We start from the raw sequence: 26,369 nt of genomic DNA on the forward strand, positions 1-26,369 counted from the left end.
TTGTTCGGGCACACTAAAATACGGCTCGATGCCAGTCAAGAAAATGAAGACGAGTTGGACGGATTTGGATACACTTCGCCCTCTGTGAGGGACCCTCGCACCAACTCGCCCTTGGGGGTGATTTGAAATGCTGGCATAAGAGGCGGCCTGCGCACAAGGGTCAAGATTTTCGGTCTTGCCGTACGAAATGTTGCACAAGCGGTCAAGTCGGCCCTCCCCACCCAGGACACCAGAGCCAACCCATAGGGACAACGCCTGCCAGGTGGTGTCAACTGTTGTTAAACGCTAGCCTGAGGCGTCAAACGAACCCCGCCCTACCTGGAGCGACCCCGCGATGACGCAGGACGGTGACGGCATCACCCGGGACCCGGAGGCATTCGGAGCCTGGCTAGGCAGACAGTTGCGCCGCAAAGGCATGAGCCAATCGGATCTGGCCGGGGCCCTGGACGTGACCCGTGCCGCGGTTTCGGCCTGGATCACCGGGCGCGCGACTCCGCGGATCGACAAGGTCCACGCGATCGAGGAGATCCTCGACCTGGCCGCCGGCTCCTCGGCCACACGGGACCAGACCCCCGAATCCAGCGGATACGTGGACTGGCATCATCGCTTGGCCCACTCTGACGGTGGCCGAGAGCTGGGGAATGCCGCCGCCTTCGCCTTCGACTCTTCCTTGGCGATCACCGCCAGGGAAGCGACCCAGAACAGCCTGGACGAACGCTGCGATCGGACACGCCCTATCCGAATACGCTTCACCCTGCACGAGATCACCGGCGAACGCCTGCGTCGACTTCAGGAGGCCATCCGCTGGGACGACCTCGTTCCTCACATCGAGGCGGCCGGCGATCCCAAGCAGAAGGTCGGCCGAATGCTGACCGATGGGCTCCGCGAGCTCCGGGAGACCGGCAAGCTGCTCCTGTTGCGCATCAACGACTACAACGCCAACGGCCTGACCGGGCCGGAGTACGACGACGGGCGGTTCGCCGCAGTGGTGCGCAGGCAGCTCGACAGCCATAAGAAAGGCACCGCAGGCGGCTCGTTCGGCTTGGGCAAGGCCACCATCTGGGGCGCCAGCCGTTTCGGCCTGGTCATCGTGAACAGCACGCTTTCGGAGCCCTACGAGGATCTGCGCGAGAACCGCATGATCGGTCGCATCGACCTGCCCTGGCACGAGCTGAACGGTGTCCAGTACGCCGGACCGGCCTGGCTCGGCAGCCGCGACCCCGTGCGAGAGTCCGCCGCCCGGTCCTGGTGGGCCGGTGAACGCACGGTCGAAGAGCTGTATCTCACCCGGGGCAGCGTCGACCCAGGTACGAGCTTTCTGATCGTCGGCGCGCACGATCCCTCCGGAGAGGCGACCACGCTCGAAGATATGCACACGGTTCTCGTCCATGGCCTGGCTTCGGACTTCTGGGCGTCCATGGTCGCCGGCCACGGACAGGCGCCCATGCTGGAGGCCTCGGTGGAGGCGTTCCGCGATGGCCAGGTGGTCGTGGCAGAGGAACGGGTGGACCCGTACCGCTACGAGCCTGTGCGTGCTCGCGCCGTACGGGCATTTCTTGATCGGACCACGGTGTCGCAGCTCACCAAAGCCGATGACGTCGTCGAACTGTCCGTGCCGCTGACCGTGCCACCGCGCAAGACGGAGGCCGGCGCCGGTGCGGTCGAACATCGAGCGGTGCTGCTGGTGACGCCTGCGACAGAGGGGGACCAAAAGCCCAATCGCCTGGTCGGCATGCGCGGCACCAGGATGACCGTATTGGATCGGCCGGTCACCGGAATGCCCCTTGGATCGCCCCAGTTCCAGGCCGTGTTACTTGCCGGGATCGCGACAGGTGCGGACCTGCTGGCCGACGAGGCCGCCGAGGCATTTCTTCGGGCCGCCGAGCCGCCCGAGCACAACGACTGGAAGCCCACCGAGGATCTGACCTCGACCTATGCGCGTGGTGCCACCACCAGGTTGAAGGAGTTCCGGCGAACGATCCTCGGTACGGTTCGCGGCGCCTTGAAGCCCGCCGAGCCCGTTGCGCGGGACGGCACCCCCTCCATCTTGGAAGAGTTCACTAGTCTCGATCCCACGCCATTGCCCCGCACCAAAGGCTATCCGACCGTCAAGAGCGCGACCGGCGAGGTCGGCGAAGACGGCGCATGGCGGATCAGGGTCGAGATCAAGCTGCCAGAGCGGGAAGATCCATGGACGCTCCGTCCGTTGCTCCGGTTCGTCACCCGCTCCGGTCCCAAGCCAGAAGCACGCTGGGCCGAGCTTCTGGCCGAGTCGAACTGCGAGGTGAGCGGCGACGTCCTGCTCTGTGTCGCCCGGAAGCGATCTGCGGTCTTCACCGGCGTGAGCGATGTGGCCAGCCATCCCGTGGCCGGTCGAATGGCGATCGCCGAGGTTGATCTGGCTCAAGCCAGGGATGGCAGCCGATGAAGCAGATCATGCCTTACCCGGTTTTGGCCGGCGAGGTCACTATGACCGTGCACGAGGTTCGACTCGACGATGTGGCATTGCCGTACGGGATGATCTCGCAAGCGGACCGTACGGTCGCGCTGCACCTCCTCGATCGCGAGGACTGGAATGTCGTACGGCTCAAGCTCCAGGTGAACGCTCCGCGACACGAACTGGACGCCGGCCCGTGGTTCAGTCTCGCCTTCCTGGCCACGGTATTGGAACGGCGTACCAATGAGCATTCGGCGGTGAAGCTCATGATGGGGCAGCCCGGTGAGTGGTCCGGTGACGTGGAGATCCATCGTGATCACCATTTCGCCCGGATCCGGGTCTCCGGTCAGCTCGTGGCGACGGTGGACGACGTGCCCGGTCGAGTGATCGCAACCGTCGCCCAGCCATGGACCGTGGATCTCCGGGCGCGGATGGCGACACAGCAAGAGTCCATCCAGACCCGTTGGGTCGATTTCGCCAACGATCCGCAACTGACCTTGTGTAAGAGCGACCCCTGGGCGGTGACCACCACCGATCAGGCGGCCATGCTCAACCTGAACAGCGGATTCGACGGGTTGCGTGCCGCGCTCGAAAGCCCCAAGCCTGCGGAGCGGCCCATGCGGGACGCATTGGCCGCGCAGATCGCGGTGAACATGTGGACCGCGCTTTTCAACGAGGCTGCTCACCACGTCGACGGCCGTGACTGGCCGGAAGGTTGGCGGGGTCTGGTGCTTCGCCGTATGCTTCCCGACCTCTTCCCTGATCATTCGCCGGATGACGCGCTCCGGGAGATCGTCAATCGGGGGGTGGGCGGGATCCAGACGCGGGTGCTGCACGCCGCGGCCAAACAGGCGCGGATGCCTCGGAGTCTGGGCGGTTTCATTCGATCACTGCAGAAGACCGAACCGGAGGACGAGTGACCACGACGCTCAGGCTGTTGCCTGACGAAGCCGCCGCGAAGTTCCTCACCTCGGGCGTGCTCGAAGACAGCGAGCCGCTGCCGCTCACCGCGATCGACCAGATGTCGGAGCCGGCCCCGTGGGAGGCCGAGCCGGTACGACAGCTTCTCGACGAGGCGATGAAGCGCTTCACCCCTGCTGAGCGGACCTCGGCCGACGCCTGGCTGGCTCCGGTCCTGCACTCGACGTTGCGATTGACCCGTCGAGAGGCGTCGGACTCCCGGATCTGGAACTATTTGGCCGTTCGGCTGGCACCGGATTATGTCTACTGGCGGCACCTGAGTCGCGGAAATCCTCCGACGGTGTCCCGCACCCGGTTCTCCGGGCCGTTCTATTCACAAGCATTCGCCCGGTTGTGGTGGGCGGCTGAGCTGTTCCGCGATGGCCCTGACTATGAGCCGGTCGCGGTGGCCTGCGGAAACCAGGATGTGCTGAACACGGTCCTGAGGCTCGAGGTCATCCTCCACAGGCCGACGGCCCAGGCGATCATCCGGCTGCTCACCACCGACGTGATTCGAACCGGGCGACAGGTCAACGCGCTGGCCCAGGCGGTGAACACGGCAGGCAGCACGCTGTCCTACGAGGCGCGCGCGCCGGACGACCCCAGGGACGGGGACGCCTATCGCGACTGGATCGAAGAGTTGTCGGGTGTGCTGGTGCCTTACGACTCGTTGCCGATCGGCCCTTCGGATGGCCGGGCGCGATCCACCTCCGTAGATACCCTGGCCACGCTCTTCAAGCAGTTGTTCACTGAGAGTCCGATCGCCACATCCAACTAGATACACGGCGTTCGCCTCGCAAGCGGAATCACATCCTCGGTGGACCTGGATCAAGGAGACGCACCAATGGGCGGACGGTTCATCAGCCTCGAGATCGGCGCCGGGGTCGGTGGACAGGCGCTCGGCCTGGAACGGGCGGGGTTCGATCCAATGGTCGTGATCGACAACGATCCACATGCCTGTCGAACGCTGCGTGCCAACCGGCCGGGTTGGAACGTCCTGGAGATGGACTTCAAGGACTTCGTCGGAGCCGACCATCGGATCCGGACCGTCGATCTCTTGTCGGGCGGCGTTCCGTCCACTCCTTACTCCATAGCCGGCAAGCAGGAAGGCACCCAGGACAAGCGAGACCTGCTGACCGCGGCGGTCTACCTCGCGATAGAGCTGCAGCCCCGCGCGATCCTCCTGGAGACGACGCCATCGCTGCTGTCGCCGAAGTTCGTGCAAGTCCGCGAGGAGGTCGAGGCCGAACTGAAACACCTCGATTATTCCTGGGAATGGAACGTCCTGGATGCCCAGTATTTCGGTGTGCCGCAAACCAGGCGTAGCTGTTTGCTGGTCGCCATGCGTCCCGACGACTTCACCCGCTTCGCATGGCCCTCGCCGACCCACCAGGCGGGCGCGACCGTCGGGGAAGTGCTGCGGGATTCGATGGCGGACAGAGGCTGGCCCTTCGCGGACGCCTGGGCCTCGTTGGCTAACCGTGCCGCCCCCACGATCGTGGGCGGATCGAAAATCCACGGCGGCGCCGATCTCGGTCCTACCCGGACCAAGCAGTTGTGGATGGCACTGGCCGTGAACGCCCACAGCCTCGGCAACGACGTCCCCGATGATGACTTCGTCCTCGACCCTGAGCTCGGCCGGGACGGAGTGCCCAAGTTGACCGTGGAGCAGGTGATGAGGTTGCAGGGCCTGCCGAACGACTGGATCGTCACCGGACGCAAGACGGCCCGTTACAAGCAGGTCGCCCAGGCGTTCCCGCCCCCGCTCGCGGAGGCTGTGGGCCGCCGGATCGCGGCAGCGCTGAGCCGTGGACCTCGGTAAGGTGACGCTCATGACCGCCCCCACCAGCCCCATGAACATCGTTGACCTCTTCGCGGGATGTGGGGGTTTGAGCCAGGGATTCCACGCCTTCAAGCCAGGTGCTTTCCGCACCGTCGGTGCGGTGGAGTTGGACATCGCGGCGGCGTCCACCTATGCGGCGAACTTCGCTGAGGAGGCCGGTGGGACCGACCACATTTACGCTGGCGACATTGCCGGGTGGGACCCTGAGAGTGTGGGTTCGCCCGTGGACGTGATCCTCGGTGGCCCACCGTGCCAGGGTTTCTCGGGACTGGGTAAGGAGGACCCGAACGACCCCCGGAACCAGCTCTGGAAGGAGTACGTCCGGGTGGTCCTCGCCTTACAGCCCAAGATATTCGTCATCGAGAACGTGGACCGGTTTCTGCGGTCTCGTGAGTTCGAACTGCTCACCGCTTCCACCCGGGATGGCGAACTGCGCGACTATGTCTTGGAGACGAAGCTCCTCAACGCAGCCGACTACGGTGTCCCCCAGACCCGCAGGCGTGTGATCGTCCTGGCCACCCACCGAGATCTCATCGCATCGCATCCTTCGGGCAAGCCGCTTGAGCACCCTCAGCCGACACACCGGAAGCCGGATAAGAAGGGCGACGAGGACGCGCTATTCACATCCCTCGACGATTGGCGTCCGTCCAGCCTTGTCTTCAACGATACTGCCCTGGAGACCGAGACCACCGAGCTTCCCAACCGCACCTGCGACTTTCTCGGCAAGGCGCTGCCCGGCCCCTTCTTCACCACCGACCTCCACATCGGCCGTAATCCGACGCCACACTCGCTCCGGCGCTACAAAGCGATCCCTGAGGGTGGAAACCGCCACTCGCTACCGGAAGAGCTGTCCACGCCGAACTGGATCAACCATCAGAGCGGTGCGGGCGATGTCATGGGCCGCCTCTGGTCGGACCGCCCCTCAGTGACGATCCGCACCGAGTTCTACAAACCAGAGAAGGGGCGCTACCTTCACCCCAAGGCAGATCGCCCGATCACCCATTATGAAGCCGCCCTGCTGCAAGGCTTCCCGCCCAAGTACAAGTGGGTCGGTAGCAAGGTTCAGATCGCCCGCCAGATCGGCAACGCCGTCCCCGTCGGCCTTGCCACGGCAATCGCTGGCGAGTTGTACCGCTATCTGTCCGCGGCCACTTCAAGGTAGAAGCGGTTGTGCGGCTGACCTCGGGCTCTTCGGCGAACCGATGGAGTCGAAGGCCGCATCCGGCCAGGTCAGTCACACGGTCATAAGCATCGGCAATCTCTTAGGATCTGCGCTTGGTGACCTCATGTACGATCTTCGTCGCAGCCTCCTGCGGCGCCTCGTGTTCCCAAACGCGTATGACAAGCCAGCCGGCGGCCTCGAACAAGGCGTCGGTCTCCGCGTCGCGTTCGCGGTTCCGTCTGACCTTCTCCGCCCAGTAGTCAGCGTTGGTGGCCGACTTGGTGTGGTGCTCGGGGCAGCCATGCCAGAAGCAGCCGTCCAAGAAAACCGCGATCTTCCCTCTGGTGAAGACCATGTCGGCGGTACGCCGTACGGCCGACAAGGGGCGGGTGGAGACGCGATAGCGGAGCCCTTGTGCGTGGACTGCCTTGCGCAGCGCCAGCTCGGGTTTCGTGTCACGCCCTTTGTTCGACTGCATGCTCTTACGTACAGCCGCGCTGGATGCTTGGACGGGGCGCGGAACACTCACAATTCCTACGTTAGGGGAAGTCGAGCTTGCACATGCGAGTTTGATCGCCAAAGATCGAGGATGACTCCTCGCTGACCTACGCGGCCCGCCACTCCATAAGCTCGCCTCCTCGGTAAGGATCAGCTTCCACAGGCGCTCCGTCTCGCAGTGAGCCCATGGTCCGGCGTACGTCTCCCTCCGAGGCTCGACCTGGTACGTACAGCGGATCACGTACGTCCCGCCGGACGTGATCCGCTCGTACGTGATCGTGCAGCACGAGCAGTCCATGTCCTGGGCGCGATGCGGTCTCTCGGTCCTCCAGCCGAGCCTCGTCATTCTCGACTCGGTGGCGACGTATATGGCGTCGTCTACATCGAAGTGGAATCAGCGGATCTTTTCCCAGAGTACAGGATTCGCAGGTGGGTCGGCGGGTCATGCAGGTTTGATCTCCCAGTCTGAGTCGCACTAGCGATCATCGAGGAAGTGCTCGGATCTCCTCACGGAGATTCTCCCATGTGTCGTGAAGCGCATTTCGTGCGGACAGCAGTGATTCGAAGTTCTGCGGGTCGTTATCAAGGGAGCGCAACGCGTGCCTGATTGCGATCGCGGCCTGCCAGCGCAGCCATTCAGGTGTGGCGTTGGCCGCGTTTGCATACCAATGACCTTGCGAAAGGTGCATCGTCTCAACAGCAAGATTGTTCCATTCACGAGACGTGGGATGACTCCCTACACGGATATGGTCGAAAATGGTTGTCACTTCTGGAATTCGCAAGTCATAGCTGTTAGCGAGTCGTTCGATCAGGTGGATGAAGAACGATCGCCGGGCGGTGGGGACGGCGTCTCGGAGATGTGCTGCGAGGTCCGGTTCAGCTGAGGCGAAGGCGCTGGGTGGAGTGGCACCGGGCGGTATCGGTTGATCAACGGCGATTATCGTTTGTAGAGAGTCCAACCAGCCTTGTTCTAGTCGAAATCTGCCATGCAGCTCCATGATCGATAACGCTGCAGCCTGCCTGTCGGAGAGGCTGGATTGGCGCATGATGTCTAGCTCGCGTTGTGCGGCGGCAACATTCGCACCGAAAGGTCGGTCGACATCGAACGCTTCACTTAACCCGAAGATAATTTCATCATTCTCGACGCACGTCAGCCTCTCTCCTCCTGCGGTGTGCCATGAAGCCGACCAGATGCGACGCCCCGCACTCATCCACCGGTTGAATTCAGTATAATTGGTGTGGACAGGACCTAATTCGATAAGATTGATGCGAGTTTCAGACTTTACGGGGACGACTAGATTTATATTTCGGAAGTGATCATAGGCCATCCTTGGCGACTTTTCCAACATTTCAGGAGGAGCACCCCCCGACAGAGCAGTTGCGATCTCGCTAATATCAAGTGGCTTTTCATCACTAATTATCACGGTCCACGCGATGCTTTCTTCCATCGAGGTCCCATCAAGCAGGTTAAGATAGTGTCTTATTGCCGCGTCGGCATGCATTAGCAGAGCCCTTTCTAGGTCTTCATGTATGGTGCCAAAGAGCGAGGGGGTGCAGCCTCTAAGCCACACCCCCCTTGCGATTCTTTCGAAGGTATTCTACTGCCTACCAGTTGCGACCAGGAAGAGGTGCCTTACATTTCCCTGATTCGGTAAGCTTGGTTTTGAACCTGACGAAGTAGGGATCACCGACGAGGATTCGCTCGTGGCCGTAAAATTTACTGAGAAGCGCCCCTGCCTTGCCGTTATCGCCCGAGGGTATAGGACAAAGCGAGTAACCTGCGCTGGTTACGATAGCTCCCGGATATTTCGGGTTCCACCTCTCCCAGGTCTTCGCGAATGGGAATTCGTCGCACTCCATCCCGCTGCTGCCACCGGTGGTGCCGGCTCCCCAGAGATGGTTACATGCAGGGGTAGTCATAGTGCTGCGATTATTGTTACCCTCTTTTGTTGGGATGCGATGTAAAAGGTTGTATTTTATGTTCTTGTTCGGGTCGAGACAGCCTGGGATCGACTTATCCTTGACTGCCGGATAGCTTGCACCGGCTGGTTGGAACAGTGGCGGGTATGTATCATTTGGCGCATAGCACGCGGTCCAGAAGTGCTTATAAGCTTCATCGTAGTCTTTCCCGAGTTCGTGCTCCAACGAAGAAACCACGGCGCCGAATACACAGCCACCTGTTTCATCGTAGAGATACTTGGCGTTGTCGCACTGAGCCCATGTCTCCGTATCGAAGTCTCCGGTGTTACCCACGTAGGCAGAGAGCCCCGGCAGGGCAAACGGCAGATCTTCGAACTGGCCGTACACTTTGAATCGGCCAAGCGTGACTTTCTCAGTGTTGGCGATGGTTTCCTCATGCTGGGTGGATTCATTCCACGTAACCACCCGCGTCGGACTTGCCTTTTCTGGCGGGCATTCTATGTATCCCCTGAAGCTATCTCCGGTCGCCCACCCCCCCAGTCGTTTTACCACATTGTTTTCATGCTTTTTTCCATCCCATTCGACGACATGAATACATTGGACGTCGGTTGGCATAACGCCGAGTTTGAACTTGCCCATCAGCACCGACGGCGAAGCATCGTCAGTAACCTTGACGTAATTGTCGATGAAAATATCGCGACTAGTTGCGTCAGGATACATTTCGATGCTGCCGGTGCCACTAAAGGTGTACGCGATAGTCATCACTTCCATCGCGAAGTGAGTTGTGGTGCCTCTACGAGTTGCCTCGGTAAGGTCAATTTCTCCTATGCTGCACCACGAATAGCGGTTCATTGCCCAGCCGCTGGCTTTCTTTGCTTCGCCGCGATGTGCCTCGCAGTCTGTCGGCTTCATCCGCGGATGTTCGTTGACCGCGGGCGGAGGCTCCAGTGTGGCGGTTGTAGCGAACTCCCGTGCAGGCGCAGGCTCCGACGCTGTAGAGGAAGCAACACTGACCTGCAGGGATTGCCAGTTGGCCCATGGGCCAGGCTGCGACCCTGTGATCAGCCGGGCTCGCCATTTCACATTCTCGCTGCCCCGCAGTCGACCCTTGGGGACCTGTAGTGTCACCTTGGAAACACCAGGTTTGGCGGTGGCCTGGCCTGACCAGATCAGCCGCTTGTCCGTGGTTACCTTGGCCGTCTTGGCCGTCTTGGCGGGCGTACGGGCGATTTCTATCTCCACCTTCGCCTCGCCATCGCGCCTGCCAGGCAGCCAGGCGGTCAAGTTCGGGGTGAGGTCGGAGGTGACGGTGGTGCCGTCCACGCTGCGACTGTTGTCGATCACGAGCTTCTGAATTCGGAGAGCGGAGCTCTGCTGCGGCCTCTGCGCCGCCGCAGCGGTTGTCGCTGTGCCGATGGGGGTGTTCATGTCGGCCTGGATCTGGGCCGCGGTCTGGACGACGTTGTAGATGCGTACCTCGTCGATCCGGCCGTTGAAGTACTCGCTCCAGCGGCTGTTGCCGCCGATGCGCAGGTCACCGCCGTCGTCAACGAGTTCGCCGGTGAGCGGCTCCTGACCGATCTCGGTGCCATTGACGTACAGGGTTGCGTTGCTGCCGTCGTAGGTGAGCGCTAGATGGCTCCACTGATTCGACGGCAGCGGGTCCCAGTATGCGGGCCCGCCTTCATCGTCGGCGGTCTGCAACCAACCCGCTGGGCCTTCCCCGATGGAGGAGTACAGGCCGTAGGATCCGTCTCCGTCGTTCTCCTTCATGAGTACGGGGTGCCAGAGAGCGTCCCTCGTTGAGGGCCGTACCCACGCCGAGAGTGTCAGGGTGGTGGTCAGGCGCAGTGAGGGAGCGTGCGGGACGGTGACCCAGCTGGAGTCACCGTTGAACGACAGGGCTTTGCCGTGCTTGCCGGTCGTCCAGGTGGTGTCGGTGGCCGCTCCGGTGTTGTTCTGCCCGGAGGAGTCTCCGACGGTGGTGCCCGTGCCCTCTTCCATGCCGTAGGCGGCCACCAGTCCCGGCACCGGATTCGGTGTGGGGTCCGGGGTGGGGTCGGGGTCCGGGGTGGGGTCGGGTCCCGGGGTGGTGGAGCCGACGGGGGTGTTCATGTCGGCCTGGATCTGCGCCGTGGTCAGGGCGCGGTTGTAGATGCGCACCTCGTCGATCAGGCCGTTGAAGTACTCGCCCCAGAACTTGTTGCCGCCGATCCGCAGCGGGCTGCCGTCGTCGTAAAGGCTGTCGCTCATGGCCGTCTCGCCGACCTGCACGCCGTTGACGAGCAACCGCAGGGCGGCGCCGTCATAGGTGAGCGCCAGGTGGCTCCACGTGCCCACCGGCAACGGCGTCATGCCCTCGACGGCTGAGAATTCCACCGGATCGGGTTGCACCCAGCCGGACGGGACCGCGCCTCCGTTGGCCGCATACAGGCTGTAGGAAGCCCCTTCGACCGCCAGCTCCTTGGTGACCAAGCTACGCCAGTCAGCCACCGTGGCCGGGTTCACCCAGGCCGAGACCGTCATCCCGGTCGTCAAGCGCAACGACGCGGCATCCTGGACGGTCACCCAGCTTGATGAGCCGTTGAACGACAGCGCCTTGCCGTACTTGCCGTCCGCCCAACTGGTGCTTCTCCCGGTACCGGCGTTGTTCTGCCCCGAAGAGTCGGCCACGCTCACGCCCGAACCCTCATTCATGCCGTAGGCCGCCACTAGTCCCGGTACAGGTGTTGGAGTAGGAGTAGGAGTCGGCTCCGGAACCTCCACAGTGGTGGAAAAACGCCAAATATATGGGGCCTCCATCACATTTCCTGCGGCATCCTTGGCGCCATTGACTTGGGCCGCGTAGTAGGTCTTCGTCAAAGGCTGAGAAAGAGTGAAGGTCAGCGTCTTACTGTCGGCGGACATTGCCGTGCTGCCGGCAACTTGTTCTCCAGTAATGTGATCCGCTAATGAAAGTTGCGCGTTGGTCACGGCCTCGCTGAATGTCGCGGTCACCTGTGTGCTGACTGGCACGTCGGTTGCTGCAAGATCGGGGGAAACAGCAGCCACCTCTGGTGCTGTCGTATCCGTTCCTGGATCAGGTGTCGATGGTGGAGGCTCCTCCGGCTGGGGTCCATCCAGAAGCTCACTGGCAGTTACGTTCAGCGATTCAGTCGAGCTGACCTTTTGTTCGTGAGCCTCCTCCCAGCTGAGAGGCGGTTCAGTGGTGATCGAGGAGAAAGCCCGAACCCGTGCTGGGTCGTTGGCTGCTGCCACTGCCTCCTCGTAAGTGTCGACCTTCTCTTCGTCCGTGTATGTCCACGAGGCTAGGAAGATGCTGGGGTCTGGTTGTTCGAAGTCCACGGTGAGGATGGGTGGGTGGAGGGTGCCCAGGCAGTCTTGCCGCGGTGGCGTGTTGCAGCCGCCTGCCTCGTTGGTCCGGTAGCGTCGCCAGTTCCTGAGGTCTGACTCGTTGCCGGCGGTGAGTTGGAACCCGTAGTTGGGCTCGCCGTCCGCCCATGCTTGGACGATGTCGTCCACGGAATGGGTGAGGTCCCATGGGTGGTTCATGGAGCTGGTGCAGTTTTCGCTGGCGTAGCCGCCGTATTCGGTTTCTGCTCCGGTGGTGGTGACGCGTGGCTGGGATCCCCATGTCAGGGTGGAGACGTCCCATCGTTCCGTCACCTGGTAGGCAGTGATGCCGGATCCGACGAACTGGCCACAGTCGCTGGACAGGTGGTTCCAGAGGACCAGGTCGGCGTTCTGGACCGTTGCTCCCCGTAGCGGGTGGTCGGCCGGGATCTCGTCGAAACGAATGTAGCCACGCCAGCGGACGGTGCCGCTGTCGGACTTGCCGACCAGGATCCGGTCCAGGCCGCTATTGGCGTAGCCGTTGGGGTAGTCGGCGTTGTTGACGAAGGTGTCGTTGCCCAGGTCGGGCTCCCACCAATCGTCGTCGAACGCGGTCAGCGTGACCGGGTAGGCGACGGCAGGGTCGGTGAGGTACGCGGGGTCGGGCGTATAGACCAGCGCCGAGGCGCTCTTGTCCAGGGTGACGGTGGCTTGGCCCACCTTGCCCGCATCGATGTCGCTGTCGAGGTCCGTCGCGACCGAGTCGAGAAGCAGTGCCGGCGGCAGATCGGCGAGCTTCTTACCGTCCGTGAGCAGTGTCGGCTTGCCCGCGGTGTTCTTGCCGAGGGCCATGTTCTTGGGCACCGTCGTAGGGATGCGAAAGCTGACCGGGCCGGTGATCCGCTCACGCAGGACGATCTCCTGCTTGAAGCCCGTCGCCGTGGCGGTGACGACCAGGTCTATCCCGTTGCCGTACACCGAGGGGTAGGTGGCGGTGCTGCCGTCGATCGTGGGTTCGGGGAGCTTGCCGGGGCTGCCGATCGTTGCCGAGCCCTTGGCGCTCTTGCTCTTCACCACGAATGCGTCGTCGCCGGCAGACAGGGTCAGGTCGTCCTTGACAACTTTCGGCTTGATGACACCGCCGGTCTCGACCAACGTGGTGTCGACGGGTGTGAAACCGTCGCCTTTGGCGTTTCTGACCCGGATGGGCTGCAGGTGCTGTTCCATCCGCAAGGTCTTGCCGTCGGGATTGGCGAAGTAGGTGGTGGTTTCGGACTGTAGCGACTCGATCTCGACGCGCCGGTTGTCTTGCTTGGCCTTCGCCAGCGCCTTATTGGTGGGGGTGGCGGGGGCGCTTAGCGGCGAAGTCGTGGTGGTAGAGGATGGCGTTGGATCCTCGGCGATCGCGGGCACGCTCATCAGTGAACCTTTTCCAGGTTCCGCGGCGAGTGCCCTGGTCGCAGGATGATTGCGATGTCGTGATTCGGCCGGTGACAGCAAGAAGCTCCTGGTAGACGGGTTGATCACCACAATCCACACCGTCGCCACCAGGAGCTTCAGGTGCTTTTCTATCGTGCCGCCGTCGATTTGTCGCATCAGACGCTGAACTACGTGGCCGGGGTGATCCGCAGGCACCGTAAGACGATGAGGTCGATCTGGCGGCGGCTCAATCCCGGTCGGCAGGCCCTGCTGGTGCTGGTCTACCTGCGCAAGGGCGAGACCTACGCCGAGCTCGGTGCCGGCTTCGGGGTATCGACGACAACCGCGTGGCGATACGTGGAGGAGACGGTGGCGCTGCTGTCGGCCCGCTCGCCCAAGCTCGGCCAAGCACTGCGCAAGGCCCGGCAGGACGGGCTGCACTACCTGGTGCTGGACGGCACCCTGATCTGCACCGACCGGATCAAGGCCGACCGGCCGTACTTCTCCGGCAAGCACCGTGTGCATGGCATGAACGTGCAGGTCATTGCCTCACCGGATGGGACGATCCTGTGGACCTCGGGTGCCCTGCCCGGCAAGGCCCACGATCTGACCGCCGCCCGCATCTGGGGCATTCAGCGTGCGCTGAAGCAAGCCGGGATCATCACCCTGGCGGACAAGGCGTATCAGGGAGCCGAGGGCCCGGTGCTCACCCCGTACAAGGGCAAGGGCAAGCCCGAGTCCCAGAAGCAGGCCAATCGCGCCCATGCCAAGCTCCGCGGACCCGGCGAGCGTGCGAACGCCCAGCTGAAGAGCTGGAAGATCCTCCGAAAGCTCCGCTGCAGCCCGTCAAAGGCGGGCCACCTCTGCAAGGCCATCGCCGTCCTTCAAAACCATCGCGTCGCCCAAGCCGCGTGAGCCTGAAATAGGTTCAGTGAGAGCGGCAGCGTGAGAGCTGCGATCAAGGCAGCGTGGCGGCGCGTCCGGGTGGATAAGCTGGACGCTGGTCGTCGTCTGTTCACTCCAGCCTTTCGGAAGATCAACAAAACTAAGTGATCATGACATAAGCGACAGACAAAAGCAAAGATTCTTCACTGTAATGAGATGGTTGCACTTTGTGATGCATCGAATTTGCTTCAATCTGTTTCAGGAGCGGCCCGCCGCGACATGAGATTTGGGCGACACGCTCTGGACAGGTCACGAGCGAGTTTGGGAGACGCTGGAGGCGGTCGTCGATTTTTCTCGACCCAAGCCGAGCCGGGCTTGGCACTTGACATGCAGTTGTGGTTAGAGGCCTCGGGCAGGTGACCACCCATTTTCGGGATCGAAGTGGGAGACGCAGTTCCCTGGCGGGTGCTCCCACCCGACGCAGGCCCTCAACGTCTACCGGCGAATAGCCAACCCGGCCACCCTCACCCCGACGATCTCGCCATTGGGCGACCCCGCGACAGCCGTACTCACATGGCGGGTCTGGACGCCTCACTGCCACTCACCATAAGCGGCAAGGACCTGCGGCTGGTAACCGCCTGCACGATTTTCGTGGTGGTTTGCTGTGGTGCCTCGTGCTCTTGGATGGCTCCTCGCCGACCTACGCGGCCCACCGCTCTATAAGCTCGCCTCCCCGGTAAGAATCAGCTTCCACATACGGTCCGCCTCGCAGCGAGCCCATGGTCCGGCGTACGTCTCCTTCCGGGGCACGGTCTGGTACGTACGGCGGATCACGTACGTACCGCCGGACGCGAGCAGTTCGTACACGATCGTGCGGCAGGAGCAGGTGTAGGCCAGGACTCGGACGCGGTACGGCCTCTCGGCTGTCCAGTCGAGTCTCGTCAGTTGCCGGCCGGTCCGGGTGGGTGGGTGTGGGGCGAGCTGCGGGCAGGGCCAGATGTCCGGGCTGGTCATGGTGAGACGGCCAGGGTGGCCCAGACGATCTTGCCGCCGGTTTTCGGCCAGCGGTAGCCCCAGCTTGTGGCCAGGTCGTTGACGACTTGCAGGCCGCGGCCGCCGATGTCCGACGGCTCGGGGGCGCGCAGTTTCGGCGGGTTGCGGTTGCAGTCCCAGACCTCCAGGACTACGCCGTCGCCTACCTGGTGCAGGCCGAGCCACGGGTGGCATTCGTACCCGGCGAACATCTCGTACGTCGGGTCGTTCGGCTTGTGGGCGTTCTGGGTTGCCTTGATGGCGTTGGTCAGCAGCTCGCTCGCGATGAGCTGGGTGTCGTCGGCCAGGTCTGCGCGTCCCCAGTCAGTGAGGATTCGGGTGACGTACGTACGGGCGATCGAGACTGAGAGGGGATCGGCCGGGAGGGCCATGTACGTGCGGCGGGTGAGGGATGTCTTCATCGGGTTGCCCAGCGGGCGATGTGGGAGGCGACGTTCTCTGCGCCGACCCAGGTCGACTGGTTGCGGCCGTGGCCCCAGGTGAAGAACCAGACGTTCTGGCGCTGGATGACGGTGATTTTGAGTCGGGTGGACGCCTGGTGGATCACCACGGCCGGCTCCGTCCGTACGGAGAGGTCGAGGAGCGAGCCCAGGCCCAGCTCACGTAGGTCCCAGGCGAGGCGCACCAGGAAGAGGTACGCCTGCTGTCCGTCAGATAGTCGCGCTGCGGTCATACGATCACCGCCGATTTCATCGCAGGCAGTGAGTACCGCCCCGTGGTTGCACACCTCACGCCGACCTCCTCATCCGTCTCCGCGAGACGCATCCGCCGCCTCCTGCGACAGGCGATGTGTCTCCATGACTTCCTGGAGTAACAGCATGCGTACCGACGGCTACGAAGTGGGCTTTTACCTGGCGAAATTTGAGCGACGAAAGGCGACTCAAGAACTGTATGGACAGTCAACTGAGCGTAGTTGTACTGTCGCAGAAAGTGAGAGTCGGAGGCATGGAGCAAACGGGCTGTCGAGGAGCGATATGAGAAGCAGCATCGGCGACCAAATGTCACCAAGGGCACGATTCGCCTCTGACATGGAGCATCATCGCAAGGACGCGGGCATGTCCCAGGCCACCCTGAGCACTCGAATGCTCTGTCATACGTCCCTCGTCAGTCACATCGAACGAGGACGTCGGACACCCACGCTCGACTTCGCCGAGGCCCTGGACCGTGTCTTTCAACTCGACAGCCACTTCGCGAAGCTACATAGGCAAATCTCCCATTCACCCACTCTCGGATGGTTCGCACGCTGGGTGGAGGAGATCGAGCCGCAAGCGCTCATCCTGCAGACGTGGGACCCGCTGCTCGTTCCGGGACTGCTCCAGACTCCCGAATACTCTCGCGCGACCTTCTCAACAATGACCCCTGCTGATCGCATAGAGGAGCGCGTACAGGCACGGGCGCGCCGTACGCAGATCTTCGACCACCCGAACCCTCCGGTCTTTTTGGCCCTCATCGAGGAGAGCGTTCTTCATCGTCCGCTCGGAGGGACGGACGTCTTCGTACACCAGCTTCGCCATCTGTTGGAGTTGAGTCGGCATCCACGCATCACTGTCCAACTCGTGCCTATCGCGGCGGGTTGTGCGGCTGGCATGATGAGCGCGTTCGCGCTGGCACGGCTCCGCAATGGCGCTGAGGTGGTGTCGGCCGACTCCGTTCTCACTGGTCACGTCACGGGTGATCATGATTCGGTCGCCAGCCTCAAAGTGAGGTATGACAACATCAGAGCTGACGCATATTCCCAATCAGTTTCACAGCAATCCATAGAGGATGCGGTAAGGAAATGGACAAAGTGAACCTTGAGCATGCGGAGTGGCGCAAGGCGAGCGCCAGCGGCGACAACGGCCAGTGCGTGGAAGTGGCGACCAACCTGCCAGGCGTTGTGGCCGTACGAGACAGCAAGGCCCCGGACGGACCCGCTCTGGTCTTCACCCACCAGGAGTGGCAGGCGTTCCTGCACGGAGCCGGCCGCGGCGAGTTCGACCTCTGACCGATGACGGCCGCTCCTAGGCACAGGAGATCATCGATGACCTCCCCGGCGGGGTAGCTCGTTTTTCGCTGCCCCGGCCTGGGGCTGACCAACAGGGGTGGAGCGATCCTCAACGTGCTGTCCGCCAGATCGCTGAGAGGTGCGGGCGACGCTGTCAAAAACATGGTCACGGGCGGGTGAGGGTAGCGCCTCTTAGCGGCGGGCCGGGGTCTCCGGTGGGAAGGCCGGATTCATGGCAGACCTTCCCTTTGGTGATCGGGCGGATTTCGAGGCCGCTGACCGCGGATTCGTGGCCGCCTTGAGTCCTGCGGTGATCAGAGCGGACGGCCGTGTCGTGTGGGATTCCGACTCCTACGCGTTCCTGGCGCAGGAGTGCCCGGACACCGCGCATCCCAGCCTGTGGCGGCAGGGGCAGTTGTGTGTCAAGCAGGGTCTGTACGAGGTGACCGACGGCATCTACCAGGTGCGCGGCCTGGACCTGTCGAACATGACCCTGATCGAGGGCGAGCGGGGCGTCATCGTGGTCGACCCGCTGCTGTCCGTCGAATGCGCGGCGGCCGGGCTGAAGCTTTATCGCGACCAGCGAGGGGATCGCCCGGTCACCGCGGTCATCTACACCCATTCCCACGCCGATCACTTCGGCGGGGTGCGCGGCGTCACCGACGGCAGCGTGCCGATCCTGGCGCCGACCGGGTTCATGGACCACGCGGTGTCGGAGAACGTCTACGCCGGCACGGCGATGAACCGCCGCGCCACCTACATGTACGGCCCGGCCCTGCCCCGCTCCCCGGAAGGCCAGATCGGGACCGGGCTGGGCCTGACCACCTCGACCGGGACCATTTCCCTCATCCCGCCGAACAAGGACATCACGCGCACCGGGCAGGAGGAGACGCTCGACGGCGTGCGGGTCGTCTTCCAGCTCACCCCGGGCACCGAGGCGCCCGCCGAGATGAACTTCCTCATCCCCGACCGCCGGGCGCTGTGCATGGCCGAGAACGCCACGCACAACCAGCACAACATCCTCACGCTGCGCGGCGCTCTGGTCCGTGACGCACGCGTCTGGTCGCGCTACCTGACCGAGGCGATCGCCCTGTTCGCCGGCCACGCCGACGTCTGCTTCGCCTCACACCACTGGCCCACCTGGGGCCGGGAGAACATCGTCACCTTCATGTCGCAGCAGCGCGACATGTACGCCTACCTGCACGACCAGACCCTGCGGATGCTGAACAAGGGCATGACCGGCACCGAGATCGCCGAGGCGATACGCATGCCACCCGCCCTCGAACAGGCCTGGCACACCCACGGCTACTACGGCTCGGTCAGCCACAACGTCAAGGCCATCTACCAGCGCTACATGGGCTGGTTCGACGGCAACCCCGCCCACCTGTGGGACCATCCGCCCATCGAGCAGGCGCGCCGCTACGTCGAGTGCCTGGGCGGACGCGAGGGCATTCTCGCCTACGCCCGCCGCTACCTTCAGGACGGCGACCTGCGTTTCGCCGCCACGCTGCTCAACCACGCCGTCTTCACGGATCAGAACGACAGCCAGGCGCGCAGCATGCTCGCCGAGGTCTACACCCGGCTCGGCCACGGTTGCGAGAACGGCACCTGGCGCAACTTCTACCTGGTCGGCGCGCTGGAGTTGACCGGCGGTGTCATCCCCGCCGACATCGACACCGCCTCACCGGAGATGCTGGCGGCCCTGACCGTCGAGCAGGTCTTCGGCTCCCTGGCCATCCGCGTCGATGGGCCCAAGGCATGGAACGAGAGCCTGGCCATCGACTGGCACCTGACGGACCTGAACCAGCGCCACCGCACCACGCTGTCCAACGGGGCGCTCATCCACCAGGCCGACCCCCCGCGGCAGCCGGCGGAGCTGACACTCACGCTCACCAAGCAGCAGCTGCTCGATCTGGTCACCGGTCAGCAGGCCGACGGCATCGAGCACGAGGGCGACATGAGCGTCCTGCGCCGCCTCATCGCCGTCCTGGAGGACCGGGATCCCGCGTTCGCGATCGTGACGCCGTAAACCCGCTCGGGTCGCCCGGGAATCGCACCCCGGGCGACCCGACCTCAGGATCGACACCAACTCAGGATTTATCGCGAAATTTCCCCTGAGAACCTTCCCGAACCATTCCTTGATCCGTCAACGTGTGGATGGTTGAAGGAGGCAATCATGCTCACACGCCGTGCATTGATCACCCGGGTTGGCGCCGCGGGCGCAGGAAGCGTCGTCTTCCTGTGGCCGAGCGCGGCCGAGGCGGAGTCGGAGGCGGCCGGCCCCGTGCTGGCCAGCACCAAGGGCATCCCCGTCGGTGGCGGAAAGATCGTCAAAGGCAAGTACGTGATCACCCAGCCCAGGAAGGGCCTCTACAAGTGCTTCAGCGCCAAGTGCACCCATCAGGGCTGCACGGTGGCGAGCGTGAGCCGTGGCGCGATCAACTGCCCATGTCACGGCAGCAAGTTCAGTGCCACAACCGGTCGCGTGCTGAACGGACCCGCCAAGCGGCCCCTGGCCCAGAAGAGGATCAAGGTCGCGAAGGGGAAGATCAGGCTCGCCTGAGCGGCAGGGCGTAGGAGACTGACCGGATGACGGCCGCTCCCAGGCACAGGAAGCATGCCTGGGAGCGGCCACTCCGCACTCCGGTGGCCATGTCAGGACTACAGCCCGGTCATCACCAGGCTCATGAAGTACCAGTAGCCGTTGCCGAAGATGTGCTGCGGGATGTCGGTGGTTTGGCCGGTGGCGAGCGCGGCGCAGGTGAAGCCCCAGGCGGTGACCGAGCCGAGCACCTTGCCCTGGCCGACGGCGGGCGGGGTGACCTCGCGCAGGCTGAACAGCGCTGACCCGGTGGTGCCGATGGTGGTGGTCGGGTTGGCGAAGTTGCCGGAATAGGCGCGGTTACCGTTGCTCATGGAGACGTACTGGTTGCCGCTGGGATACATGAACCCGGCGAGGTTGATCTTGATTTCGTCGCCGTTGTTCTCATCCGTGTCGTAGGCGTCGACGAAATTCACCTCCACCCTGCACGTGGAGGCCTTGGTCGTCGCGCCGGCGGGCGAGGCCACCGGGACGGCCAGGCCCACCGTCAGTGCGAGCGCGAGTACGAGCTTGTGAGATCGCATGCCGTTTCTCCTCTGTTGGCCCCCGAAACGCAGGCAACTCAGAGTGCGGCAGGCAGCGTGGGCAGGTCAGTGACCAAATGCACGCTCTATCCATGTCTTTCTACGCGGTCGCGTGACCGGGGCGACTCTGGACAGATCATCGATCCATGCGGATCATGGCGTCCAGACGTCGATCGACAACGAGCTCAGCGGTTCCCGCCACCCCCCACCCACGAGGACCCGAGGATGACCCGTACAAGAGCTGTGCTCGCCATGGCCGCGTCCGTGCTGCTGATCAGCGGGAACGCCCAGGCCGCCACGGACCTGCCGTTACCGTCGGCGATCTTCCGCGCCACGCACAACAGCTATTCCGGCAACATCGACGGCGCGAGGAACTCCATCACCTACCAGCTCGACCACGGCGTCCGCTTCATCGAGCTCGACGTCCACGACAACGGGTACGCCACGGCGCACGACTACGCCATCGGCCACGACTCCCCCGGTGATCAGGTCGACCACTCCGGCAACCCGGCCTCGAACCTGCTGCGCGACTGGCTGGACGTGATCGACACGTGGTCCGAACGGCATCCGGCAGCCGCCCCGCTCGTCGTCATGCTCGACCTCAAGGACGACCTCACCGACAACCCGTCGTTCGCCGCCGGCAACCTGGCCGCGCTCAACCAGGAGCTCATCGAAGTCTTCGGGCCGCGGCTGCTGCGGGCCGAGGACTACCCGGCGAGCACCCCACAGCTGGACTCGCTGCGCGGCCGCGTCCTGGCCCTGCTCTCCGGAAACGGCAAGAGCCGCGCGGAGTACCGACGTGACATCGGCCGCGACCCGGCGATCGCGATCAACGCGAACGGGCAGATCGTCGAGGTGCACGACTCCGGCTCGGGCGTGCTCTGGTACTGGACCGGCAGGTACGACAACGGCCGGGTGACCTGGCTCCGCCACGGCCGGTACGACAACGGCAGAACGCCCGCCGTCGCGCTGAACGACAACGGCGACGTGGTCGAGGTCCACCAGTCCCAGAACGCGACCACGCTGTGGACTCGGGTGGGGCGTCTCGGCGCGGACGGCGAGATCAGCTGGTCCGCCAGCCGCCAGTACGACAACGGCGTCCTGCCGACGGTCGCGTTCACGGACCCGGCCGACACGCGGCTGCGCGAGATCCACCGCAGCCAGAGCAACAGCCAGAACTGGACGTGGGACGGCCTGCTGAACGGCGGTACGTCGACGGTCACGTGGAGCGGCAACGCGAAGACCTCCGACGCCCGCTTCGACAAGACCACCTCCACTCGCGGCACGTCGAGCGTGCGGGTGTGGACCGGGGCGGACGGCCCGACCCCGGCGCAGACCCTGCGTGTGGACACCGACCGCGTCACCGGCGACCGCATCGGCTACCCACAGATCGCCTTCGACGAGTTCCAGAAGGGCGATGCCGCCGAGCTCCAGCAGGGCGCCCTGTTCTACGCCGCACCGGCGGGCGAGTCCGCCTTCATCACCGCGGCACGGCGATCCGGGCGGCTCGTCCGCGGCTGGGACTTCGACAGTGCGGGCCAGGCGACGACCCCGCTGGCCAATTACCCGGCGACCAACCACCCCTACGCCTCCTGGTACGAGAACCTCCTCACCCAGTCCGGCGCCGTCCAGTGATGCGCTCACGGATCTCCGCCGGCAGTCCTTCGTACGTGGCCAGGCGCGTCAGAGCCGCGCGGCTCTCGGGCACGCCCCGGGTGCAGAGGAGCGCCTCCACAGCCTTCTCGACGGCCATCCCACGCTGTACGTACAGCTCGGCGAGGTTCATGAGCCAGGGGGTGAGCGCCTTTTCGTCGTCGACCATGAGGCCGCACCAGCTCAGGGTCTGCTCGGCGATCCAGGCGATGACGCGCCGGGTCCAGATCTCCTCGAAGTCCACGATGTCGATGCCCTGACGGGCGCACTCGGCCTTGGCGTCGGCCATGCGCTCGGCGGTGACGTGCCGGGCGTAGGGCATGCGTACGCGCAGAACGGCCCGAATCGTGGTCCACTCGGGGTACTCGTCGTCCGCGCACTCCCAGACGGTCGGCTCCTCCGGCGGCTCGGGCGCGGCGAGCGCGGCCCGGGGCAGGCACGCTTCGAGTACGGCCCGCGCGTAGGCCAGGTCCTCCTCGTGCTCCGGCGGCCAGACGAAGCCCGAGCCCCAGGAGAACGGGTAGGCCCGGACCACGTCCGGCAGCAGCGGTGTCTCGTCCGCGATCATGTGACTCCGTTCATGCGGAGGGTAGGGCGGCGGGCCCAGGTCGCCCAGCGCCAGAGCCACTCCAGGGGACCCTGACGGTAGCGGCGAAGCCAGAGGGTGGAGAACAACCACTGGGCCGCGAGGATGACGCCCGCGGCCTGGAACGCCACCGACGACGACAGGCCGATCGGCAGGCCGAGGAGGTGGGCTGCGGCCAGGACGAGGAGGGTGGCGGTCAGATAGTTGGTCAGCGCCATCCGGCCCAGCGGCGCGAAGAGGAGCTGCAGCACCGGTCGGAGCGGCGTTCTCAGCAGGATCAGCAGGACGCACACGTAAACGCCGGCGAGCAGCAGGTCGGCCAGGGTGGACGTGGCAGGCAGGTCCGTCACCGACCGTACCCACAGGGCGGCGGCCAGGCCCGCCGCGAAGGCCAGGCCCAGCAGGACCGGCCCCCGGGTGGAGCCGTCGATCTTGTCGATCACCCCGTAGCGGACCAGGGCCGAGCCCAGCAGGAACAGCCCGGCGATCAGCAGGGGCCCGCCGCCGCTGATCACCGCCACCGTCATGAGTGCGGCGGACAGGCCGGCCACGGCCCAGCGCGGCAGCCAGGTCGAGGGCAGCAGCACCAGGATGCCGACGATGGCGTACTTGGTCAGGACCTCGCCCGGCCACAGCAGCATGTGCCCGAGGCCGATCGCGAGCAGCGCCAGCAGCCGGCGCAGCAGGACCAGCCGTGGGCGGGGGTCGCGGCTCGCGGCGGAGTCCAGCAGCAGCGAGAACCCAATGCCGAACAGCAGGGAGAAGATCGGGAGCCCGAGCCAGGGATCCCAGGCGCCCATGGGCTGCGCGACGACGGCGGTGCTGTCGTCGGCTATCAGTTGGATGTTGGCGAGCAGGATCTCGCACAGCGTGAACCCGCGCAGGACGTCGAGCGCGGCGATCCGCGGCCGGCCGGGGGAGGGCATCGCGGGGCCTCTTCTGGGGGGATGCAGGTCTTCATCGGGCACGGGCCTCATCCTGCGGGCGCGGCTCCGGCGCGGGGATCGGCCATAAGTGGTATTTCGCGGTCCGCGACCGTACTTTCGGCCAATTGGGAACGATATTGATTGTCATACTCAGTGGCGGTATGGTCGCGAGGAGTAATCAATCCGGATCGGGCAGGGGATGCGACAGTCAAGGAGCGGCGTGAACGAAAGCACCAGCGACCCGGCGCCTCCCCGGGTGCGTTTCGCCACCGACCTGGAGCAATACCGGAGAAGATCGGGCCTGTCCCTGGTCGCCTTAGGCACCCAGATGCGGTGCCACCCCTCCCTCATCAGCCACATCGAACGCGGCCGCCGAGAGCCCACCCTCGACTTCGCCGAAGCCCTGGACCACGCCTTCCAGCTGGACCAGCACTTCACCACCCTGTTCCGGCAGATCTCCCACTCCCCCGCCCTCGGCTGGTTCGCGCGCTGGGTGGAGGAGGTCGAGCCGCAGGCGGTCATCCTCCAGTCCTGGGACCCGATGCTGATCCCGGGACTGCTCCAGACGCCGGAGTACGCCCGCGCCGTCTTCTCCCCCATGGCCCCCGCCGACCAGGTGGAGGAGCGGGTCGAGGCCCGGATCCGGCGGGTGCAGATCTTCGATCGGCCGAACCCGCCGGTCTTCCTGGCGCTCATCGACGAGGGCGTGCTGCACCGCCCGATCGGCGGGCCGGAGGTGCTCCTGCATCAGCTTCGCCACCTCTTGGAGCTCGCGCAGCATCCGTGCGTCACCATCCAACTCGTCCCTATCGCGGCGGGTTGCGGCGCTGGGATGATGAGTGCGTTCTCGCTGGCGCGGCTTCGCGGTGGGATCGAGGTGGCGTCGGCGGACTCCGTACTGTCGGGTGACGTCACGAGCGATCATGACGCGGTCGCCCGGCTGAAAGTGCGCTACAACATCATCAGAGCGGACGCGCATTCCCAGTCGGTGTCGCTACGCCTCATGGAGGACGCGGTGACCACCTGGGCGAAGTGAGTCATTCCGCGTATCCGGTTCGCTCCTGGGCCGTCAACCAAGCTGATCCGGACGGCGGACCAGAGAGGCGAGGATGATCTCTCGTACCGCGCGGACCGTGGCCGCGAAGGCGGCCGGATTCCGGCCGATGCGTTCGGCGCCCGCGCGCATGACACCGGACAGCAGCTCCACCGCGAGATGCACGTCGCCGACATCACGGAACTCCCCGCGCGTGATGCCGTCCCGGACGACGTTCCGCACCTCGACCACGATCGCGTGGAACGGGCTGTCCGGCCCCTTCGGCACCTCGGCGACCAGCGGGCCGGAGCCCGGCCGGAACATCAGCTGCATGGCCTGGTCCGTGGACGCCTCCAGGAAGGCCTCGATGATCTCCCGCATCCGCTCCGCGGCCGGGTCCGAGGAGCGCGCGGCGATCGCGGCCACCCGCTCGACAACGGGGCGGCTCGCCCGCCGGGTCAGCGCCAGGACCAGCGCGCTCTTGTCGCCGGCGTAGTTGTACAGCGTGTTGCGGGCGAGCCCCGCCTGGGCCGCGATGTGGCCCATGGTGATCGAGTCGTAGTCGCGTTCGAGCAGCAGCCGCCGCATCGCCTCGGCGAGGTCTGCCCACACCATCTCGTGGTGCTCCTCGATGCTGGCTCCCCGGATCCGTGGCATCCGATCATTCTCCCCCCGCCGCTAGGGCCACGCTCGACAGCTGCGGGTTCTCCTGGTACGTCGAGGTGAGCTTCACGCGGTTGAGGCGCCAGCCGTCGGCCGTGCGGACCGCTTCGTTGTCGTAGAAGCCGACCACCAGCCAGTGACGGGGGCCGTCTCCGGCGAGCTCGTCCGGGATCCAGTGTTCGGCACGGACGTGCGCGTGGATCGTGGCGCTGTCGCCGTCGACCTCGATGACATGTCCGGTGATGGCGTGGTGCGTCGCCGTGTAGGGCGCGAAGGCGGTGCGGAGGGTCTCGAGGTAATCGCCGAGCGGCATGGTCATGGGTGGAATGTCGGCGACAGAGCCGAAGTCGAGCGTCAACGGGTCGGTGAAGACGAGGCCGGGTAGCTCGGTGAACTCCTTCAGGTCCGCTATGTCGGCATATCGGCCGAGCAGTTCGATGAGATCAGCACGGTCGATGAGCGCATTCATGAGAAGCCCTCTCCCTTCACTACGACACTGCTCTCGCTTTACGCGACAACCTGTCGCAAAGATTACGACAGGTTGTCTACGAAATCAACGCATGAGCCTCAGCAGGAGGAGTTTCGAACCTCCAGGACATCCGGATCCGGGATACGGTGCGAGCCACGGCGGCCCGTCGTTCGGCGTGGGCTCGGGTGAAGGAAAAGAGAAAACAGTGAGAGCACGGATCCTCATCGCAGTCGGCGTTCTCCTGGCGGCGGCCGGCGTCCTGTGGACGCTGCAAGGGCTCGGCGTCGTCGGCGGCAGCGTGATGAGTGGCAACACCACTTGGGCCGTCATCGGGCCCATCGTGGTCATCGTCGCTCTGGTCCTCGTGTTCATCGGCGTGCGCGGGTTGCGCGGCTCGTCCAAGGCAAGCGGCGAATGAC

Annotated in this window: 24 protein-coding genes; 13 read left to right on the plus strand and 11 right to left on the minus strand. The window is 64.5% G+C overall.

Annotated features, from left to right (window positions below; genetic code table 11):
* Positions 1 to 334: 334 nt before the first annotated feature.
* From OHA68_RS07830 to OHA68_RS07850, 5 genes are all read left to right on the plus strand, one after another.
* Complete coding sequence (locus tag OHA68_RS07830) at positions 335 to 2,428, plus strand: helix-turn-helix transcriptional regulator (protein WP_327107008.1); 2,094 nt, start codon at positions 335 to 337, stop codon at positions 2,426 to 2,428.
* The gene (locus OHA68_RS07835; protein ID WP_327107009.1) at positions 2,425 to 3,357 is read left to right on the plus strand and encodes a hypothetical protein; all 933 of its coding nucleotides are present in this window, start codon (positions 2,425 to 2,427) and stop codon (positions 3,355 to 3,357) included. Before OHA68_RS07830 ends, OHA68_RS07835 begins: the two co-directional genes overlap by 4 nt.
* Positions 3,354 to 4,175 (plus strand): DUF6339 family protein, encoded by an 822-nt coding sequence (locus tag OHA68_RS07840; RefSeq protein ID WP_327107010.1) that lies wholly within the window; start codon positions 3,354 to 3,356, stop codon positions 4,173 to 4,175. The genes OHA68_RS07835 and OHA68_RS07840 overlap by 4 nt, the downstream gene beginning before the upstream one ends.
* Positions 4,176 to 4,241: 66 nt before the next feature.
* Complete coding sequence (locus OHA68_RS07845) at positions 4,242 to 5,219, plus strand: DNA cytosine methyltransferase (protein ID WP_327107011.1); 978 nt, start codon at positions 4,242 to 4,244, stop codon at positions 5,217 to 5,219.
* 10 nt (positions 5,220 to 5,229) lie between these two features.
* Complete coding sequence (locus OHA68_RS07850) at positions 5,230 to 6,402, plus strand: DNA cytosine methyltransferase (RefSeq protein WP_327107012.1); 1,173 nt, start codon at positions 5,230 to 5,232, stop codon at positions 6,400 to 6,402.
* A gap of 100 nt (positions 6,403 to 6,502) precedes the next feature.
* Here the strand turns inward: OHA68_RS07850 and OHA68_RS07855 are convergent, their stop codons facing one another.
* From OHA68_RS07855 to OHA68_RS07865, 3 genes are all read right to left on the minus strand, one after another.
* Positions 6,503 to 6,931 carry a very short patch repair endonuclease gene (locus OHA68_RS07855; protein ID WP_327107013.1) on the minus strand — a complete coding sequence of 143 codons (429 nt, stop codon included), beginning with the start codon at positions 6,929 to 6,931 and terminating at the stop codon, positions 6,503 to 6,505.
* A gap of 451 nt (positions 6,932 to 7,382) precedes the next feature.
* Complete coding sequence (locus OHA68_RS07860) at positions 7,383 to 8,348, minus strand: hypothetical protein (RefSeq protein WP_327107014.1); 966 nt, start codon at positions 8,346 to 8,348, stop codon at positions 7,383 to 7,385.
* Between the two features lie 157 nt (positions 8,349 to 8,505).
* On the minus strand, positions 8,506 to 13,749 hold the full coding sequence (locus OHA68_RS07865) for a LamG-like jellyroll fold domain-containing protein (RefSeq protein ID WP_327107015.1): 5,244 nt from the start codon (positions 13,747 to 13,749) through the stop codon (positions 8,506 to 8,508).
* On the opposite strand from OHA68_RS07865, the gene OHA68_RS07870 reads away from it, so the two are divergent.
* A complete protein-coding gene (locus OHA68_RS07870) occupies positions 13,714 to 14,487 on the plus strand; it encodes a transposase family protein (protein WP_327107016.1) in 774 nt (257 codons plus the stop codon). The genes OHA68_RS07865 and OHA68_RS07870 overlap by 36 nt on opposite strands.
* Positions 14,488 to 15,174: 687 nt before the next feature.
* Here the strand turns inward: OHA68_RS07870 and OHA68_RS07875 are convergent.
* From OHA68_RS07875 to OHA68_RS07885, 3 genes are read right to left on the minus strand one after another with little or no spacing between them, the layout of a single operon-like run.
* A complete protein-coding gene (locus tag OHA68_RS07875) occupies positions 15,175 to 15,471 on the minus strand; it encodes a hypothetical protein (protein WP_327107017.1) in 297 nt (98 codons plus the stop codon).
* On the minus strand, positions 15,468 to 15,911 hold the full coding sequence (locus OHA68_RS07880) for an ATP-binding protein (RefSeq protein WP_327107018.1): 444 nt from the start codon (positions 15,909 to 15,911) through the stop codon (positions 15,468 to 15,470). The genes OHA68_RS07875 and OHA68_RS07880 overlap by 4 nt, the downstream gene beginning before the upstream one ends.
* On the minus strand, positions 15,908 to 16,183 hold the full coding sequence (locus OHA68_RS07885; protein WP_327107019.1) for a hypothetical protein: 276 nt from the start codon (positions 16,181 to 16,183) through the stop codon (positions 15,908 to 15,910). The genes OHA68_RS07880 and OHA68_RS07885 overlap by 4 nt, the downstream gene beginning before the upstream one ends.
* A 301-nt stretch (positions 16,184 to 16,484) precedes the next feature.
* On the opposite strand from OHA68_RS07885, the gene OHA68_RS07890 reads away from it, so the two are divergent.
* The 4 genes from OHA68_RS07890 to OHA68_RS07905 all read left to right on the plus strand — a co-directional run bounded on the left by OHA68_RS07890 (position 16,485) and on the right by OHA68_RS07905 (position 20,057).
* Positions 16,485 to 17,300, plus strand: a complete 816-nt coding sequence (locus OHA68_RS07890) for a helix-turn-helix domain-containing protein (protein WP_327107020.1) — start codon at positions 16,485 to 16,487, stop codon at positions 17,298 to 17,300.
* Positions 17,288 to 17,494 (plus strand): DUF397 domain-containing protein, encoded by a 207-nt coding sequence (locus OHA68_RS07895; protein WP_189144278.1) that lies wholly within the window; start codon positions 17,288 to 17,290, stop codon positions 17,492 to 17,494. Before OHA68_RS07890 ends, OHA68_RS07895 begins: the two co-directional genes overlap by 13 nt.
* Positions 17,495 to 17,726: 232 nt before the next feature.
* Positions 17,727 to 19,523, plus strand: coding sequence for an alkyl/aryl-sulfatase (locus OHA68_RS07900; protein ID WP_327107021.1), 1,797 nt, complete (start codon positions 17,727 to 17,729; stop codon positions 19,521 to 19,523).
* A 147-nt stretch (positions 19,524 to 19,670) separates the two neighbouring features.
* Positions 19,671 to 20,057, plus strand: coding sequence for a Rieske (2Fe-2S) protein (locus tag OHA68_RS07905; RefSeq protein WP_327107022.1), 387 nt, complete (start codon positions 19,671 to 19,673; stop codon positions 20,055 to 20,057).
* A 98-nt stretch (positions 20,058 to 20,155) separates the two neighbouring features.
* On the opposite strand, the gene OHA68_RS07910 is transcribed toward OHA68_RS07905, so the two are convergent.
* Positions 20,156 to 20,620, minus strand: a complete 465-nt coding sequence (locus OHA68_RS07910; RefSeq protein ID WP_327107023.1) for a hypothetical protein — start codon at positions 20,618 to 20,620, stop codon at positions 20,156 to 20,158.
* 225 nt (positions 20,621 to 20,845) lie between these two features.
* Between OHA68_RS07910 and OHA68_RS07915 the strand changes: the two genes are divergently transcribed.
* Positions 20,846 to 22,255, plus strand: coding sequence for a PI-PLC domain-containing protein (locus OHA68_RS07915; RefSeq protein WP_327107024.1), 1,410 nt, complete (start codon positions 20,846 to 20,848; stop codon positions 22,253 to 22,255).
* Here the strand turns inward: OHA68_RS07915 and OHA68_RS07920 are convergent.
* The gene (locus OHA68_RS07920) at positions 22,230 to 22,841 is read right to left on the minus strand and encodes a hypothetical protein (RefSeq protein ID WP_327107025.1); all 612 of its coding nucleotides are present in this window, start codon (positions 22,839 to 22,841) and stop codon (positions 22,230 to 22,232) included. The two genes, OHA68_RS07915 and OHA68_RS07920, sit on opposite strands and share 26 nt — an antisense overlap.
* The gene (locus OHA68_RS07925) at positions 22,838 to 23,827 is read right to left on the minus strand and encodes a DUF418 domain-containing protein (RefSeq protein WP_327107026.1); all 990 of its coding nucleotides are present in this window, start codon (positions 23,825 to 23,827) and stop codon (positions 22,838 to 22,840) included. Before OHA68_RS07925 ends, OHA68_RS07920 begins: the two co-directional genes overlap by 4 nt.
* 178 nt (positions 23,828 to 24,005) lie before the next feature.
* Here OHA68_RS07925 and OHA68_RS07930 point away from each other — a divergent pair, with 178 nt between their 5' ends.
* Positions 24,006 to 24,821: a helix-turn-helix domain-containing protein gene (locus OHA68_RS07930; RefSeq protein WP_327107027.1), complete on the plus strand. Its 816-nt coding sequence runs from the start codon at positions 24,006 to 24,008 to the stop codon at positions 24,819 to 24,821.
* Positions 24,822 to 24,854: 33 nt separating this feature from the next.
* Here the strand turns inward: OHA68_RS07930 and OHA68_RS07935 are convergent, their stop codons facing one another.
* Both OHA68_RS07935 and OHA68_RS07940 read right to left on the minus strand, forming a co-directional pair.
* Positions 24,855 to 25,475 carry a TetR/AcrR family transcriptional regulator gene (locus OHA68_RS07935; RefSeq protein WP_327107028.1) on the minus strand — a complete coding sequence of 207 codons (621 nt, stop codon included), beginning with the start codon at positions 25,473 to 25,475 and terminating at the stop codon, positions 24,855 to 24,857.
* Positions 25,476 to 25,479: 4 nt separating this feature from the next.
* Positions 25,480 to 25,950, minus strand: a complete 471-nt coding sequence (locus OHA68_RS07940; RefSeq protein WP_327107029.1) for a nuclear transport factor 2 family protein — start codon at positions 25,948 to 25,950, stop codon at positions 25,480 to 25,482.
* A gap of 205 nt (positions 25,951 to 26,155) precedes the next feature.
* Between OHA68_RS07940 and OHA68_RS07945 the strand changes: the two genes are divergently transcribed.
* Positions 26,156 to 26,368, plus strand: coding sequence for a hypothetical protein (locus tag OHA68_RS07945; RefSeq protein ID WP_327107030.1), 213 nt, complete (start codon positions 26,156 to 26,158; stop codon positions 26,366 to 26,368).
* Position 26,369 lies beyond the last annotated feature (1 nt).

Origin of the sequence: Nonomuraea glycinis (assembly GCF_035920485.1) — a bacterium.
Taxonomy (GTDB): domain Bacteria; phylum Actinomycetota; class Actinomycetes; order Streptosporangiales; family Streptosporangiaceae; genus Nonomuraea; species Nonomuraea glycinis.